The organism is Lentzea sp. NPDC054927, assembly GCF_053610285.1.
In genome coordinates this window covers 55,003-70,806 of sequence record NZ_JBSGXZ010000032.1, presented here as the reverse complement: position 1 = coordinate 70,806, position 15,804 = coordinate 55,003, and the positions used below count along the sequence as shown (strand labels likewise).

The 15,804-nt window shown below is 68.7% G+C and carries 18 protein-coding genes; 7 read left to right on the top strand and 11 right to left on the bottom strand.

The window, feature by feature from the left end:
- Positions 1–57 precede the first annotated feature (57 nt).
- Positions 58–1,371, top strand: coding sequence for a crotonyl-CoA carboxylase/reductase (ccrA, locus tag ACWGE0_RS32245; RefSeq protein WP_086663801.1), 1,314 nt, complete (start codon positions 58–60; stop codon positions 1,369–1,371).
- 36 nt (positions 1,372–1,407) lie between these two features.
- Positions 1,408–2,706, top strand: coding sequence for a chromosome segregation protein (locus ACWGE0_RS32240; protein WP_452264683.1), 1,299 nt, complete (start codon positions 1,408–1,410; stop codon positions 2,704–2,706).
- Here ACWGE0_RS32240 and ACWGE0_RS32235 read toward each other — a convergent pair.
- A complete protein-coding gene (locus tag ACWGE0_RS32235; protein ID WP_452264682.1) occupies positions 2,693–3,223 on the bottom strand; it encodes a histidine phosphatase family protein in 531 nt (176 codons plus the stop codon). The genes ACWGE0_RS32240 and ACWGE0_RS32235 overlap by 14 nt on opposite strands.
- Positions 3,224–3,245: 22 nt before the next feature.
- Here ACWGE0_RS32235 and ACWGE0_RS32230 point away from each other — a divergent pair, with 22 nt between their 5' ends.
- Both ACWGE0_RS32230 and ACWGE0_RS32225 read left to right on the top strand, forming a co-directional pair.
- Entirely contained in the window at positions 3,246–3,788 is a 543-nt protein-coding gene (locus tag ACWGE0_RS32230) for a GNAT family N-acetyltransferase (RefSeq protein WP_452264716.1), read from the top strand.
- A complete protein-coding gene (locus ACWGE0_RS32225) occupies positions 3,788–4,480 on the top strand; it encodes an alpha/beta fold hydrolase (RefSeq protein WP_452264681.1) in 693 nt (230 codons plus the stop codon). The genes ACWGE0_RS32230 and ACWGE0_RS32225 overlap by 1 nt, the downstream gene beginning before the upstream one ends.
- A gap of 18 nt (positions 4,481–4,498) precedes the next feature.
- Here the strand turns inward: ACWGE0_RS32225 and ACWGE0_RS32220 are convergent, their stop codons facing one another.
- A complete protein-coding gene (locus ACWGE0_RS32220; protein WP_452264680.1) occupies positions 4,499–4,792 on the bottom strand; it encodes a hypothetical protein in 294 nt (97 codons plus the stop codon).
- A gap of 32 nt (positions 4,793–4,824) precedes the next feature.
- Here ACWGE0_RS32220 and ACWGE0_RS32215 point away from each other — a divergent pair, with 32 nt between their 5' ends.
- Positions 4,825–5,031: an FmdB family zinc ribbon protein gene (locus ACWGE0_RS32215; RefSeq protein ID WP_319965956.1), complete on the top strand. Its 207-nt coding sequence runs from the start codon at positions 4,825–4,827 to the stop codon at positions 5,029–5,031.
- Here ACWGE0_RS32215 and ACWGE0_RS32210 read toward each other — a convergent pair.
- On the bottom strand, positions 5,028–5,399 hold the full coding sequence (locus ACWGE0_RS32210) for a hypothetical protein (protein ID WP_452264679.1): 372 nt from the start codon (positions 5,397–5,399) through the stop codon (positions 5,028–5,030). The genes ACWGE0_RS32215 and ACWGE0_RS32210 overlap by 4 nt on opposite strands.
- 65 nt (positions 5,400–5,464) lie before the next feature.
- Here ACWGE0_RS32210 and sigJ point away from each other — a divergent pair, with 65 nt between their 5' ends.
- Positions 5,465–6,352 (top strand): RNA polymerase sigma factor SigJ, encoded by an 888-nt coding sequence (gene sigJ / locus ACWGE0_RS32205; protein WP_452264678.1) that lies wholly within the window; start codon positions 5,465–5,467, stop codon positions 6,350–6,352.
- On the opposite strand, the gene ACWGE0_RS32200 is transcribed toward sigJ, so the two are convergent.
- The 5 genes from ACWGE0_RS32200 to dhaK form a co-directional block, all read right to left on the bottom strand.
- Entirely contained in the window at positions 6,349–6,936 is a 588-nt protein-coding gene (locus ACWGE0_RS32200) for a DUF3558 family protein (RefSeq protein WP_452264677.1), read from the bottom strand. The genes sigJ and ACWGE0_RS32200 overlap by 4 nt on opposite strands.
- A 57-nt stretch (positions 6,937–6,993) precedes the next feature.
- On the bottom strand, positions 6,994–8,769 hold the full coding sequence (locus ACWGE0_RS32195; protein ID WP_452264676.1) for a 3-hydroxyacyl-CoA dehydrogenase family protein: 1,776 nt from the start codon (positions 8,767–8,769) through the stop codon (positions 6,994–6,996).
- Positions 8,770–9,233: 464 nt separating this feature from the next.
- Complete coding sequence (gene dhaM / locus ACWGE0_RS32190; RefSeq protein ID WP_452264675.1) at positions 9,234–9,941, bottom strand: dihydroxyacetone kinase phosphoryl donor subunit DhaM; 708 nt, start codon at positions 9,939–9,941, stop codon at positions 9,234–9,236.
- Positions 9,938–10,564: a dihydroxyacetone kinase subunit DhaL gene (gene dhaL, locus ACWGE0_RS32185; RefSeq protein ID WP_452264674.1), complete on the bottom strand. Its 627-nt coding sequence runs from the start codon at positions 10,562–10,564 to the stop codon at positions 9,938–9,940. Before dhaL ends, dhaM begins: the two co-directional genes overlap by 4 nt.
- A gap of 1 nt (position 10,565) precedes the next feature.
- Positions 10,566–11,558 carry a dihydroxyacetone kinase subunit DhaK gene (dhaK, locus tag ACWGE0_RS32180; protein ID WP_452264673.1) on the bottom strand — a complete coding sequence of 331 codons (993 nt, stop codon included), beginning with the start codon at positions 11,556–11,558 and terminating at the stop codon, positions 10,566–10,568.
- 144 nt (positions 11,559–11,702) lie between these two features.
- Between dhaK and ACWGE0_RS32175 the strand changes: the two genes are divergently transcribed.
- Positions 11,703–12,695, top strand: coding sequence for an ABC transporter substrate-binding protein (locus ACWGE0_RS32175; RefSeq protein WP_452264672.1), 993 nt, complete (start codon positions 11,703–11,705; stop codon positions 12,693–12,695).
- A 21-nt stretch (positions 12,696–12,716) separates the two neighbouring features.
- Here the strand turns inward: ACWGE0_RS32175 and ACWGE0_RS32170 are convergent, their stop codons facing one another.
- The 3 genes from ACWGE0_RS32170 to ACWGE0_RS32160 form a co-directional block, all read right to left on the bottom strand.
- On the bottom strand, positions 12,717–14,222 hold the full coding sequence (locus ACWGE0_RS32170) for an aldehyde dehydrogenase family protein (protein WP_452264671.1): 1,506 nt from the start codon (positions 14,220–14,222) through the stop codon (positions 12,717–12,719).
- A 100-nt stretch (positions 14,223–14,322) separates the two neighbouring features.
- Positions 14,323–15,330 (bottom strand): DUF3558 family protein, encoded by a 1,008-nt coding sequence (locus ACWGE0_RS32165; RefSeq protein ID WP_452264670.1) that lies wholly within the window; start codon positions 15,328–15,330, stop codon positions 14,323–14,325.
- Between the two features lie 227 nt (positions 15,331–15,557).
- Positions 15,558–15,794, bottom strand: coding sequence for a hypothetical protein (locus tag ACWGE0_RS32160; protein WP_452264669.1), 237 nt, complete (start codon positions 15,792–15,794; stop codon positions 15,558–15,560).
- Positions 15,795–15,804 lie beyond the last annotated feature (10 nt).

The following is a 15,804-nucleotide window of genomic DNA, read 5'->3' as shown; positions in this document are numbered from 1 at the left end:
CTACTGAGTAACCTCCGGCAACCTGCGACTATCCCTCACTTGGGAAGGAATGCCGCCGTGCAGAAGATCCTTGACGCGATCCTGGCCGATGAGCTGGACGCGATCGGTTCCTTGGACGTTCCGGAGAGCTATCGGGGCGTGACCGTGCACGCGGACGAGGCCGACATGTTCTCAGGCCTTGAGACGCGGGACAAAGACCCGCGCAAGTCGCTGCACGTCGACGAGGTCGCCACGCCCGAACTCGGTCCGGGCGAGGCGCTGGTCGCGGTCATGGCGTCCGCGATCAACTACAACACCGTGTGGACCTCGATCTTCGAGCCGGTGTCCACGTTCGGCTTCCTCAAGAAGCTGGGCGGCCGCCACAACCTGCCGTACCACGTCGTGGGATCGGACCTGGCCGGCGTCGTCGTGCGCACGGGTCCCGGCGTCACCGCGTGGAAGCCGGGCGACCGCGTCGTGGCGCACTGTCTGGACGTGCCGCTGGAGGCGCCCGACGGGCACAACGACACGATGCTCGACCCGCAGCAGCGGATCTGGGGCTTCGAGACGAACTTCGGTGGCCTCGCGGACCTGGCGCTGGTGAAGTCGAACCAGCTGATGCCGATGCCGAAGCACCTCACGTGGGAGGAAGCGGCGTCGCCGGGCCTGGTGAACTCCACCGCGTACCGGCAGCTGGTGTCCACCAACGGCGCCAACATGAAGCAGGGCGACACGGTCCTGATCTGGGGTGCGTCCGGCGGACTCGGTTCGTACGCCACGCAGTTCGCGTTGAACGGTGGCGCGACGCCGATTTGCGTCGTCTCCTCGCCGGAGAAGGCGGAGATCGTTCGTTCCATGGGTGCCGAACTGATCATCGACAGGTCCGCGGAGGGCTACAAGTTCTGGAAGGACGAGCACGAGCAGGACCCGCGCGAGTGGAAGCGGTTCGGTGCTCGGATCCGTGAACTCACCGGTGGCGAGGACCCGGACATCGTGTTCGAGCACCCCGGCCGTGAGACGTTCGGCGCTTCGGTGTTCGTGGCGCGCAAGGGCGGCAAGATCGTGACGTGCGCGTCGACCTCCGGGTACATGCACCAGTACGACAACCGCTACCTGTGGATGAACCTGAAGAGCATCATCTCCTCGCACTTCGCGAACTACCGCGAGGCGTGGGAGGCGAACCGCTTGGTCGCCAAGGGAAAGATCCACCCGACAGTGTCCAAGGTGTACTCAATGGACGAAACGGGCCAGGCCGCGCACGACGTGCACCGCAACGCGCACCAGGGCAAGGTCGGCGTGCTCTGCCTTGCCCCGGAAGAGGGTCTTGGTGTGCTGGATCACGAACTGCGCGCACAACACCTCACGGCCATCAACCGATTCCGGGGTGTGTGACCTTCTGGGGTTACCCGAACGGGTAGCGTGAGGGGCATGGGCCTCGCCGACGACCGTGACCTCGTCCCACTGGGATCCGGCTTCGACATCGTCAAGCGCGGTTATGACCGCGCCCAGGTCGAGGATCATCTCGAACGCCTCGACTCGGATCTGCGGCTGCTGGCCGCAGATCGCGATGCCGCCGTCTCCCAGACGTCCGATCTGGCGCGCCAGCTGGAAGCCGCTCGTTCGGAGATGTCCGAACTGCGCAACCAGGTCGAGCGCCTGTCGCTGCCGCCGACGACGCTGGAGGGGCTCTCCGAGCGCCTCCAGCGCATGCTGCGGCTGGCCCAGGACGAGGCCAACGAGATCAAGGCCCGTGCCGAAGCGGAGGGCGGGCACATCCGCGCCAAGGCGGAAGCCGACGCGGGTGTGCTGCGCCAGCGCTACGAAACGCTGATCGCGGAACTGGACGAGCGCCGCGCCGTGATGGAGGCCGAGCACAAGGGCGTCCTGGAAACCGCGCGCAACGAGGCCGAGAAGATCGTCTCCGAGGCCGAGGCCGCCGCCCGCAAGATCAACGACGAGTCCGAGCAGCGCCGCGTGACCGTCGAAGAGGACTTCGAGATCGCGATGGCCGCCCGCCGCTCCGAGGCCATGGCCACGCTGGCCACCCAGGAGGCGTCCTCCAAGGCCGAGGCAGACCGCCGCGTCCGCGAAGCCACCGAGGAAGCCGCTCGCGTGCGCGCCGCCATCGCCCAGGAACAGGCCACCTCGAAGGCCGACGCCGAACGCCGCGTGCGCGAAGCCACCGAAGAGGCCAACCGCCGCCGCCACGACTCGATCACCGAGGCCACCGCCCGCATCCAGGAAGCCACGGACGAGTCGAACCGCCGCGTCCGCGAGGCCACCGAGGAAGCCAACCGCCGCACCACCGCCGCCACGCAGCGCGTCGACCAGCTCCGCAACCTCCGCAACCGCCTCTCGCACCAGCTCCACAACGTGCGGACCGCGCTGCAGGAGGTCGTGCCGCTGCTCGACCCGGTGGAGGCGGAGAAGGAGCCGGCGGCGGGTCCCGCGGAGGACGGCTCGCAGGTCCCGGCCCAGCCCGCTCCGGCCCAGGCCGCGCCCGCCCAGTCCGCTCCGGCCCAGACGGCTCCGGCCCAGGCCGCGCCACAGGCTCAGGCGGCTCCGGCGCCTCAGGCTCCGGCGGCACCGCAGCAGGGTTCGGCGCAGTCCGCACCCCAGGCACCGGCGACGCAGGGTCCTGCCTCACCGAACAAGCCCGCCCAGACCCCTCAGGTCGACGGGCCGACCGCCAAGCTCACGCGTCCGAAGCCGGTCAAGAAGTACTGACCTCGTAGATCGCCGGCATCGGCATCGCCCGGCAGAACTCCCAGTCCGCCTGCCGCCCCGCCGCGATCAGCGCGCGCGACGCGAACGTTCCGTGCGAGCCCACCAGCACGGTCGCGTCGGGGTGCTCGTCAGCCATGCGCGCCAACGCTTTTCCCGCCCGCACAGTCAGCGCGTCAAGGCTTTCCCCAGACCCGTGCGCAAAGCCGGGATGAGCCCAGCTGTAGGCGTACAACGTCTCCCAGTCCGCACTCGGCAGCAGCCCCGACTCCCACTCCCGCAGCTCGGGCCACGTCGTCACGGCCAGCCCGAGCGCAGCGGCAGTCGGCGCAACGGTCTGCACCGCACGCAACTGCGGACTCGACAACACGGCCGCCGGCGAGAACCCCACGAGACGCGACACCAGCGCCTCCGCCGCCGCCAACCCGGCTGCGGTCAACGGCCGTTGGTCGTAGTCAGGCGAACCGAGCTGTGGCCGGACGGACTGTGCATGGCGCACTAATACGATTCGTGTAGGCACACCACTCATCATGGGGGAAGTGATGTTCGTGAGGTCGTTGGGCGACGGGGCCGAGCTGAGGCCGTTGGAACCGTGGCAGGCCGAGGAGTTCTTCGCGCACATGGAGCGCGGCAGGGAGTTCATCGGCACGCACATCGGGTTCGCGGACGCCGCGAAAGACCTCGAGGGCGCGCGGAGTCTGTTGCAGCGCTACGCCGACAACACCGCCAACGACACCGCGCGCATCTACGGGATCTGGCTCGACGACAAGCTGGTCGGCGGCGTCATCTTCCGCGAGATGAACATCCCGCAGGGGCGAGCGGAGGTCGGGTGCTGGCTCGAACCGGCCGCGACCGGCAGGGGGTTGATCACGCGGGCGGCGCGGATCCTGATCGACTGGGCGATTCGCGAGCGCGGCGTGCATCGGGTTGAGTGGATGGTGTCGTCGAAGAACACGCCCAGCATCGCGGTCGCGCGGCGGCTCGGGATGACCAAGGACGGGGTGCTGCGCTCGTACCACGTGCATCGCGGGGTTCGGCAGGATCTCGAGGTGTGGTCGTTGCTGGCACCGGAGTGGGAGAGCTGATGAACGATCTGGTGCTGTTGCACGCCTTTCCGCTCGACTCGCGGATGTGGGACGTGCCGGACGCGTTCACGCCCTCGTTGCGCGGCAGCGGAGAGCCGGATCTCGACACGGTCGCGTCCAGCGTGCTGGCCGAGCTCGACGCGCGCGGTCTCGATCAGGTCGTGCTCGGCGGTTGTTCGATGGGCGGCTACGTCGCGATGGCATTGCTCAGGCGTGCGCCGGAACGGGTGAAGGGCCTCGTTTTCGTCGACACCAAGCACAGCGCGGACGCACCTGAGGCCGTCGAAACGCGGCTGGCAATGGCTGAACGGGTGGAGAGCGAGGGCGTTGGCGAGTGGCTCGCGGACGCGATGCTGCCGAACCTGCTCGGCCCGAAAGCCTCCGACACCGCACGGGCGTTCGTGCGCACCATGATTCTGGACCAGCAAGCCGAGGACGTGGCGTGGTGGCAGCGCGCGATGGCGAAGCGGCCCGACTCCACCGAGGTGCTGGAGACGTTGGACGTACCGTCGCTCGTGCTCGTGGGCGAGCACGACAAGCTCACGCCCCCGGACGTGGCCGCGAAGCTCGCGGTCACGCTGCGACACGCGACGAGCGAACGCATCGAGGACGCGGGGCATCTGCCGCCGGTCGAGCAACCCGAGGAGTTCCGCGCGCGGCTTGAACGATGGCGCGCGCAGGTGGGGCTCTAGTGGCGTAAGTGCGCTAGGTCACCAACGGCGCGAGGTCGGGCTACGGCGGCCGCGCGAGTCCCAGCAGGCCTGGTGCCAGTGGCGGCGTTCCTCGATCGAGCCGGTGTCCTCGGCGGGCCAGGCGACGACGTGCGGTGTGCCGGGGCGGATCTCGTGGTCGCACCCGGGACACCGGTAGGTCTTCTGCGCCTGCGCACCGGAAATGGCGCGGACCAGGTAGTCGCCGTCCGGGCCCTGTTCGGTGCGCGCCCAGCCGACGCCGCCACCGACGGGTCGGGGATCTTCTGGCTTGGGGCTGTTACGACGTGGCACGATCAAACGGTAACCGCTCGTAGAATCAGGTCGTGCCGACCTATGAGTTCCGTTGCCGAACCTGTGACGACACCTTCGAGCTGCAGCGCCCGATGAGCGAGTCGTCCTCGCCCGCGAGCTGCCCCGACGGTCACCCGGACACGGTCAAGTTGCTGTCCATGGCCGGTATCGGCGGCACCCAGCAGCAGCCCGCGGGTGGTGGCGGCGGCGGTTGTTGCGGTGGAGGTTGCTGCGGCTAGCGCCGGATCCGGAACAGGTAGACCACGCTGGCGATGAGCAGCGCCGCGGCGAGGGGAACGTGCAGGGCCGTGAGGTGGAACACGCCGATGTACACCTGAGCAGTGATCAACGCCAGAAAGCCCGCCGCGTACCAGATGGGTTGAGGCGACCCGCCGCCCGGCCGCCACGCGAGAACCGCGACGACGACGTGGACGACCGTCACGACCCACAACGTGTACGAGCCCGCGCTGTGCAGGACGTGCCCGTACGGGAGCGTCATCATCAGCCCCGCGGTGACGGACTGGAGGAAGACGGCTGCGGTCTGCACCAGGACAGTGGCGTGCAGGAGCTTGAGGTTGGCGGGTTTCGCCGTGGTTTGCGTGGCCATGACAGTCCGACGACGCAGCGGCCGGAAATGTGAGGCGGGGGACCTTGGCTGATCCTGGTGTGCACGTGATCGTGAGCGAACAGCGGCAACTGCTGAACCTCGCCTACCGCCTGCTGGGTTCGCTGGCCGACGCCGAGGACGTGCTGCAGGAGACCTACGCGCGGTGGTACGCCCTGTCACCGGACCAGCGGGACGCCATCGAGTCGCCCGGAGCGTGGCTGACCAGGGTGGCCGGTCGCATCTGCCTGGACCTGCTGGGTTCGGCCAGGGCCAGGCGGGAGCGCTACGTCGGCGAGTGGATCCCGGAGCCGCTCCCTCACCGGGAGGAATGGGGCGGCGGGCTGGACCCGGCGGACCTCGTCACGCTGGACGAGTCGGTCACCATGGCGTTCCTGGTGGTGCTGGAGCAGATGACCCCGGCGGAACGGGTCAGCTTCGTGCTGCACGACGTCTACCGGTTCCCGTTCGCGGAGGTCGCGGACATCGTCGGCAGGAGCCCCGCCGCGTGCCGGCAACTGGCCACGTCCGCGCGGCGCCGGATTCGGGCATCGCAGCGCGACGAGATCCCGGCCGCGCGGCAGGCGGACGTGGTGCGAGATTTCAAGCAAGCGTGGGAAGCGCAGGACATCCAGGCCCTGATCGCCCTGCTGGACCCGGCGGCCGTCATGATCGCCGACGGCGGCGGCCAGGTCGGCACTGCGCTGAAGCCGGTGGAAGGCCGTGAGCAGATCGCCCGCTACCTCATCGGCATCGCGAAGCTGGCGCCGGATCTGAAGATCCTCGCCAGGACGGTCAACGGCACGCCGGGCCTGGTGGCGACCTACGACGGTGTCGCGGTGACGGTGGCGGCTTTCCAGGTGGAGGACGACCAGATCGCCAGGATCTGGGCGGTGCGGAACCCGGACAAGCTCAAGCCCTGGCGAACCGCGGGACAGGAGCAAGACCAGGACTAGGAGGTCTCGCGGTCGATCATCACTTCGGCGATCTTGCGGCCCTGGTCGCAGACGGTGCCGAACTTGCCAGACGAGTCGATGATGATGATTCCGAGCCCACCACCGTCGTAGGGCACGACCAGCACGCACGAGGGTTCGACGCCCTCTTCGCTGGAGCGGTCGAGGTAGCTGACCTTGTGGCCCTTGACGTCCCAGTCACCGGTGGTGCGCTCGATGGTGACCTGCCTGCCCTCGCGGAACCGCAGGGAGACGCCGACCTCGACGTTGTCGATCTTCGTCGTCCACCGGCACGACTGGTCGAACGTCGAGTCGTAGTTGATCTGGGTGGGCGGCGTCTCGGCCTTCGCGCCGGGATACGGCAGATCCGTCCACTTGAGCTTCGCGCACACGCCCTGCACCTCGCCGTCGATCGGCGCGGTCTCGGGGTCCGGCTCCTCGGAGGCGCTCGGATCCGTCGAGCTCTCCTGGCCGAACGGCGACTCGGCGTCGAGCGGTGACTGCGCGACCGGACTGCCCCCGACGGTCGTCCGGGCACAGCCGGAAGCCAGCACGAGGACAGCCAACAGGAGCACCAGTCGCCGCATGTCACCACCATGCCAGACGAGACATGGTGCCCCTGTTAGCGGCTCACCTCACGTCCGTCACGAGTAGTCGCGGAAGCCCTTGCCGGTCTTGCGGCCGAGGCGACCGGCCGTGACCAGGTGCTCCAGCAGCGGCGCCGGCGCGAAACCGGGCTCGCGGAACTCGTTGAAGAGCGTCCGCTGGATCGCCAGCGACACGTCCAGGCCCACGACGTCGAGCAGCGCGAACGGTCCCATCGGCAGACCACAGCCGACCTTCATCGCGTTGTCGATGTCGTCGGCCTCCGCGTAGTGGGCCTCCAGCATCTTCACCGCGTCGTTGAGGTACGGGAAGAGCAGCGCGTTGACGATGAAGCCGGCCACGTCGCCGCAGTGCACCGGGTGCTTGCCGAGGTCGAGGCAGATCTTGCGGGCCGTCGCGACCACGTCGGCGCCCGTGGAGATCGTCTCGACGATCTCGACCAGCTTCATGACCTGCGCGGGGTTGAAGAAGTGCAGGCCGACGACGTCAGCGGGCCTGCTCGTGGCCGCCGCGACCTCGATGACCGGCAGCGAGGACGTGGTCGTCGCGAGCACGGCGCCGGGCTTGCACACCTCGTCGAGCGCCGCGAAGACCTCCTTCTTGATCCCGATCTCCTCGGCCACCGCCTCGACCACCAGGTCGCAGTCCGCGAGCTCGACGAACTCGACGGCCGGCGTGATCCGCTGCAGCGTCGCGTCCCTGTCGGCTTCCGCGAGCCTGCCCTTGGACACCGCGCGGTCCAGCGACTTGCGCACCGCACCGATCGCCGTCTCGGCCTTCTCCAGGCTGCGAGCCCGCAGCACCACGTCGTACCCGCGCTTCGCGAAGACCTCCGCGATGCCGGTCGCCATGGTGCCGGTGCCGATGACGCCGACCCGCTGGACCTCCCTGGTCAGCACGTTGGTGTCCACTTCGGACGGTGTCTGCGCGTCCTCGACGACGACCGGCGAGTCCGGCCCGTCGTAGGTGTAGAAGCCGCGCCCGGTCTTCCGGCCCAGCAGGTTCGCCGTGATCATCTGCTTGAGCAGCGGCGCCGGGGCGTGCAGCCGGTTGCGCGACTGGTGGTACATCGTGTCGAGGATCTCGTACGCGGTGTCGAGACCGATGAGGTCCAACAGCGCCAACGGGCCCATCGGATAACCACAGCCGTACCGCATGGCCGCGTCGAGGTCCTCGCGCGTCGCGTACCGCGACTCCAGCATCTTGACCGCGTGGTTGAGGTACGGGAACAACAGCGCGTTCGCGATGAAGCCCGCCCGGTCGCCGATCACGACCGGCGACTTGCCCAGCCGCTCGACGAACGCCACCACGTCGGTGATCACGTCCGGCTCCGTGACGACCGTGCGCACGACCTCGACCAGCTTCAACACCTGCGTGGGGTTGAAGAAGTGCAGACCGACGACCTTGCCCGGCCGCCTGGTGACCACACCGATCTCGGTGATCGACAGCGACGACGTGTTCGACGCGATGATCGCCTCGGGCTCGAGGATCTGGTCCAGCTCCTTGAGGATCCGCACCTTCAGCTCGAGGCTCTCCGGCACCGCCTCGATGACCAGATCGCACCCGGCGAGGCTCTGCAGCTCAAGGCTGGTCTCGACCCTGCCGTGCAGCGCAGCGTTCTCTTCCTCGGTCAACTTCTCACGCCGGACGGCCCGCTTCGTGGAGTGCTCGAGGTGCCCGAGGCCACGCTCGACACCGGCGGCGTCGACTTCCACCACCTTCACCGCGAGCCCGGTGCGCGCGAGTACCTCCACGATGCCCGCGCCCATGGTTCCGAAGCCGACGACTCCGACGGTGTTGATTTCGCGCGCCACTGCAGACCTCCCATGCGGGGTAAAGCGTGGGCTACCAAGGAGTAACTTGCGGGCGACTATGCCACTCCCAACACAAACGGGCGCCGTGAGCTTCGCCATCAGGATCGAAACAGTTATCGGTCTAGCAAACGCCTAGACCCGGCGTTCTGCCTGATGAACCCATGTGGGGCAACGCGAAGTTGCGCCATCCGGGGTGGGGCCGCGGTCTTCGGGGCGCGAGAGGGCGGCGCGGGTTGCGCTCGGCTCGGGTGTTGGGGGCAGTGGGGCGGCACGGGCGACCGCACACGCGGTACCTGGGTACGGACGCGTATAGGTGGCGCGGGATGCGCCGCACGTCTGATCCTGCGGCCTCAGGGGAACCCGAGGGCCGCCCCTCGCGCAGCACACCCCACCGAAGAGTCTCGCCTCGCTGAACAACCCCGCGTTGCGTCCGCAGCCCCTCGCCTTCCAACGCCAGGCAGCGCTCAGTCGTCGAACCCCCTCTCCGCCAGCTCCTCGATCCGCCGCACCGCCTCCCTGGCGTCCTTCCCCGTCGCCATCACGGTGATCGACTTCCCGCCAGGTGCGCTGAGCCCCATCAACGCCAGCACGCTCGCCGCGCTGGCTTCCTCGTCGCCGTACCGGACGACGACATCGGCGTCGAGCTCGGCCACGGTCCGCGCCAGCAACGCAGCCGGGCGCGCGTGCAGCCCGACCTCGTTGGTCAGCAACACTTCCGCCGACACCGCGTCCGGCACGAGGTGCAGGGCGGGCCGGGTCGGCGCGGCCACCGGGGCCTCGCCCGAGGCTCCCTCGGCGGCGGTGGCGACGTCGGCGAGCGAGGCACCTCCTTGTGCAGCAACGGCGGCAGCTACCGCGCCTTCCACCAAAGGTGCGTCGACCACGGAGTAGCGGGACGGGTCGTCGGCGGACTCCACGGCCATCTCGGCGGTCATCTTGGCGCTGCCCAGGTCGTAGAGGACCACGACGCCCGCGCCGGAGTCGGCGTCCGCCAGGGCTTCGACCACGGAGGCGTAGTCGGTGCCGAGGGTGCCCTCCTCCGTGCCGCCGACGGGCAGCACGGAGACGTCGGGCGCCATCTGGCCGGCGAGTTCGGCCACGCCGTTGGCCAGCATGTCGCTGTGGGAGACGACTACCAGCCCTACGCGGCCGGTGTCCGAGGCCGCCGTCATGCCTTGGCCGCCGCGTCCGCGAAGGCCCGCAGCAACAGGGCGGTCGAGCGTGATCCCGGATCCAGGTGGCCGGCGCTGCGCTCACCCAGGTAGGACGCGCGGCCCTTGCGCGCGACCATCGGCACCGTTGACTCGGCGCCTTCCTCCGCGGCATCGGCGGCGGCGGACAGCACTGCGGCCACTGAGCCGTTCACCGAGGCAGCTGCTGTCACGGCGGGGGTCAGGGCGTCCACCATCGTCTTGTCGCCCACCACGGCCTTGCCGCGCGCCACCACGCCGTCCAGGGCCGCCTGCAGAGCGCGTGCCACCGCGTCGCAGTCCAGCTCCTCCAGGTCGCCGACCGCGGCCGACGCGCGCAGGAAAGCCGTGCCGTACAACGGGCCCGCGGCGCCGCCCACGGTGGAGATCAGGGTGGTGGCCACCAGCTTGAGCACTTTGCCCGGGGTGGCCGGCTCCTCGGTGTCCAGCCGGGACAGCAGGGCGGTGAAGCCGCGCCGCATGTTCTCGCCGTGGTCGGCGTCGCCGATCGCCTGGTCGAGGCGCACCAGTTCGTCGCGGTGCTCCTGCACCACGAGAGCGGCCGCCCGCAACGCCGCGACGACGTCGGATGCCGTGCACCCCACCTCAGACTCCCCACCGGAGTGCGGCCGTGTGCACCGGCGCGTCCCACAGGGAGATCATCTCGTCGTCCAGCCGAAGCAGCGTGAGACTCATGCCCTGCATCTCCAGACTGGTGATGTACGGGCCGACGAGCCTGCGTTCCACCGTGATCCCCCGATCAGCCAACAGCTGTTCCGCGATGCCGTGCGCCAAGTACAACTCGATCAACGGAGTTCCGCCCATCGAGTTCGTGAACAGCAGCACCCGGTCGCCCGACGCGAACGGCAGGTCTTCCAGGATCGGGTCGAGCAACGCCGACACCATCTCGGACGCGGACCCGACCGGCACGCGGTGACGGCCCGGCTCGCCGTGGATGCCGATGCCGATCTCCATCTCGTCGTCCGCCAGGTCGAACGACGACGAGCCCACGTGCGGCACCGTGCACGAGGTCAGGGCGAGCCCCATCGACCGCACCGACGAGATCACCCGCTGGGACAACGCCTCGCAGGACGCGAGATCGTCGCCGCGCTCCGCCGCCGCGCCCACGATCTTCTCCAGCAGCACCGTGCCGCCGACACCGCGCCGCCCCGCCGTGTACAGCGAGTCCTTCACCGCCACGTCGTCGTCGATCACGACGCTGCGCACCTCGGACTCCGCGAGCTCGGCGGCCATCTCGAAGTTCAGCACGTCGCCGGTGTAGTTCTTCACGATCAGCAACGCGCCCGCGCCACCGTCCGTCCGTGCGACCGCGTCCACGACCTGGTCCGACGTCGGCGACGTGAAGACCGGGCCGGGGCAGGCCGCGTCGAGCATGCCGCGCCCGACGAACCCGCCGTGCAACGGTTCGTGGCCCGATCCGCCTCCCGAGATGATCGCGACCTTGCCCTGCACCGGGGCGTCCGCGCGCACGACGACCGCTGGGTCGTAGTGCACGGTCAGCAGATCGGCATGGGCAGCCTGCATGCCCCGCAGCGCGTCCTGCACCACGGTTTCCGGATCGTTGATGATCTTCTTCATCGAACTGCCCTCCCGATCGGCGGTGACCGTGTTCCTTCTTACTCCGGGGGTCTGACACTCGGAACGGGCAAACGACCCCGGTACCGTTAGGCCGCCCTAACAACCGCTGGTCAAAATCACGTTCCGTAGTGGAGGAACAACGTCGTGTCGAAGAGAGCAGCGCTGCTCGTCGCAGTCGCCCTGACCCTGACCGCATGCTCGAGCACGCCGGACAAACCGACCGTCGCTCAGGGCGGCGAGGACTTCGGCAAGGCCTACGAACTGAGCAACGGGTTCGGCACGACGCAGAAGCCCGGCGAGTTCCCCCGCACCATCAAGCACGCGATGGGTGAGACCAAGCTCGAGAAGAAGCCCGAACGGGTGATCGTGCTCGACACCGGCGAACTCGACAACGTCGTCGCGCTCGGCATCAAGCCCGTCGGCATCGCGTACACCGACGGCTCGCCCACGATGCCCACCTACATCGGCGACAAGGGCGGCACGCCGGAGAACGTCGGCACGACCAACAACCTCAACCTCGAGGCCATCACCAAGCTCAACCCGGACCTGATCCTGGGTTCGCAGCTGCGCGCGGAAGCCCTCTACCCGAAGCTCGCGGCGATCGCCCCCACCGTCTTCTCGGTGCGCCCCGGCTACGTGTGGAAGGAGAACTTCCTCCTCAACGCCGCCGCGCTCGACCGCCAGGCCGACGCCGCGAAGATGCTCGAGGACTACACGAAGAAGGCCACCGAGACCGGTGACGCCATCGAGAAGAAGCTCGGCGTGCGCCCGACCGTGACGGCACTGCGCTTCATGCCGGGCCGCATCCGCCTGTACGCCAAGAAGTCCTTCATCGGCACGATCCTGATCGACGCCAAGATCGGGCAGCCCACACCGTCCCAGGTGGACGACCTGGCCGCCGAGGTGAGCGCGGAGCAGATCGGCAAGGCCGACGGCGACTTCATCCTCTACTCCACCTACGGCGACCCGGCCAAGACCGCGACGGCCTCGGTGGTCGGCGGTCCGCTGTGGACCGGTCTGAACGCCGTCAAGGCCGGCAAGGCCAAGCCGGTGCTCGACGAGACCTACTTCCTCGGCCTCGGCGTGCTCGCCGCGAACGTGGTCCTGGACGACATGAAGAAGCAGCTCGGCGCGTAAGACCCCCGGCCGCGCGGGTGCTCAGCGTCCGAAGAGCATCCGCGCGAGCCGCAGCATCTGCTTGCCCGCCATGGAAGACCGGTCGAACGTCGCCATGTTGATCAGCGACGCGAACTTCAGCTTCGTCACGGCCTTGGCGTAGGCGAACTCGCGCAGCCCGTCGTCGCCGTGGATGCGCCCGAAACCGGAGTCACCGACGCCACCGAACGGCAGCCCCGGAATCGCCGCGTAGGTCAGCACCGAGTTGATCGACACCATGCCGACCCGCAGTTCCGCCGCCAGTTCCTCACCGCGCGACTTCGAGAACACGGCGGCACCCAGTCCGTACTTCGACTGGTTCGCCAGCCGCACGCCCTCCAGCGCGTTCGGCACGCGCTTGATCACCACGGTCGGCCCGAAGGTCTCCTCGGTGACGGCCAGCGAGTCCTCCGGCACGTCCGTCAGCACGACCGGCTCGACGTACGGCGGCCTGATCGAGTCCGGGCCGCCCACCAGCGCCTTGCCACCGCGGTCCAGCGCGTCCTGCACGTGCTCGCGGATGATCTCCACCTGCGACGGCATCGTGATCGGCCCGAGGTTCGCGTTCGGCTCGCCGCCCGGCTTGAGCTTCTTCGCCCGCTTCACCGCGATCTCGATGAACTCGTCGGCGACGTCCTCGGCCACGTAGATCCGCTCCACGCCCGCGCACGTCTGGCCGGCGTTCGACACCGCGCCCCAGATCGCGGCCTCGGCGGCGGCGGTCAGGTCGGCGTCCGAGTCGACGATCAACGCGTCCTTGCCACCGCACTCGACCAGCACCGGCGTCAGCGTCGTCGCACACGCGGCCATGACCTTCTTGCCGGTCCGCGTGGAGCCCGTGAACGCGATCTTGTCGACACCCGAGGCGCACAACGCGGCGCCCGTCTCGCCGAAGCCCGTGACCACCTGGAAGACCGGGTACTCCGGTACGGCCTCGGCGAAGGCGGACGCGAGGAACGTGCCCACGCCCGGCGTGAACTCCGACGGCTTGAACACCACGGCGTTGCCGGCGGCCAGCGCGTAGGAGATCGATCCCATCGGAGTGTGCGCCGGGTAGTTCCACGGCCCGATGACGCCGATGACGCCCAATGGCCGGTACTCGAGCGTCGCGCCGTGGTTGATCATCAGCATGCCCGAGGACACCCGCCGCTTGCCCAGCACGCGCCCGGCCTGCCGGGCTGCCCAGTGCAGGTGGTCCATGACCAGCGCGATCTCCACGCGGGAGTCGTCGGCGGGTTTGCCGGTCTCCGCGCTGATCAGCGTGATGAACTCGTCGGCGCGCTTCGACAGGACCCTGCGCCACGCGTCGAGCTTGGTCTTGCGTCCTTCGAAACCGAGACCCGCCCACCACGCCGCGGCTTCCCGCGCCGAGGACACCGCGTCCTCGACCTCGGCCGCCGTGTGGATCGGGTGATGGGCGACGACCTCGCCCGTGCGCGGGTCCAGTGATGCGAACCGCCGCTGCTCGCCATCGGCCGACAGCGCGCTGTCCGAAGCGGTCTGCGTCATGAGGGCCCTCCAGGTACTCGCCAGTAACCTCGACACTAACGCGTACTTCTACAACTTTCAGCCCCCGCCTGGCCTCGTCACGTTCCAGGCCAGGTCACCGTCACGCGGCAGGGAGGCTGGGGAGAACAGCCTTGCCGAACGTCTGGACCGCCGCACAGCGGTCCAGCTCCTTGTCCTTCGAAGCTCCCAGCTGGAACTCCACGATCTCACCGGCGTCGCTCGCGTCCTTGGTGCGGACGACCACCAGCTCACAGGTCGGGAACGGCCCGTCCTTGAGCGCCTGGTAGCCCTTGAGCCCGTTGCCGAGGTCGACCTCGACGGACTTGGAGTCGAACTTGCCGTCCTTCGGGATGCGCGCCGTCTTGAACTCGATCTGCATCTGCGCGTTCTGCCCCGACCACGAACACTGGTGCAGACCGAACGCGAGCTGCCGCGGCGAGGCACCGAGCACCGGCGCGAGCGTCGCCTTCTCGACGATCGTGCACGGGTCGACCTCGACCGGCGATCCCTTCGGCGGACTGTACTTCTGCGGGTTGCCCCTGAGCTTGCGCACCGCACCCTCGAGCACCTTGCGCGCCGGCTCGCACGCCTCGCCGCCGTCACTGCCGGTGCCCACCGAGACCCGAGCGGCCTGCGCCGGGTTCTCCTGCGTCACCACCGCGACGGCGCACGAGTTGGTCAGCTTCTGCTCGCTGCTCTTCAGTCCCGCGAGCTGCTTGGTCGCGTTCTTCACCTCGGTGGACGTCATCGAGTAACCGATGTCCATCGTGATGTTGAGCGTCTTGCCGGCCTTGTTCTTCATGTAGTTCGAGCAGCGCGTGTAGCTGCTGCTGGAGTACTTCGACGGCGTGCCGACCGTCTGCAGCACGTCCTTCTCGATCAACGCGCACGGGTTGACCAGCCGCAACCGCTCCGAGGCGAACGCGGGGTCGACCGGCTTGTTCGGCTGCGCGGACGACTTGGTCGACGGCTCGGTCGAGGTCGCGTCGGCGCCCGCCTGCACGGTGCGGCGCGGCGAGTTGGTCTTCGCCAGACCCGGACCGGTGGCGCAACCGGCCATCAGCAACGCAGCGGCGGCGACCACGGCGGCGGCACGAAAACGAGGCACGACGTGCACGGTAGCGACCTTTGCGTGCGTTCGTGGGCGGTACCCCGAGTTACCCCGTGGCACATGTCACCCAGCGCTACGGGAACGATTCAGAAGATCAACGCGCTGAACCAGGTGAAGACCCCGACAGAAGGAGAGACGTGCGAAACCGAATTCGCCGCGCATTCAACTGGCTCGACGCGTGGACGATCGAGGCCTTCAACCCTGTTTACCCTGGTCGTCCCCAGTCATAGCTCCTTGAGCGGCTGCTTGTCCGTGTCCGCGAACTGAGGCCGCAGCGTCGCCCAGGCGGCGAACACCGCCGCCAGCACCACCATGGCGATGCCGGCCCACAGGTTGATGTTGACCCCTTCGGCCTTCTTCAGGTCGTCGTCGGACGTGAAACCGAGACCGATGACGACCAGTACAACGCCGTACAGGCCGAAGAGGAAAGCGATGATCAATCGCAGGTCGAACAACCTCACAGCGGCCTCC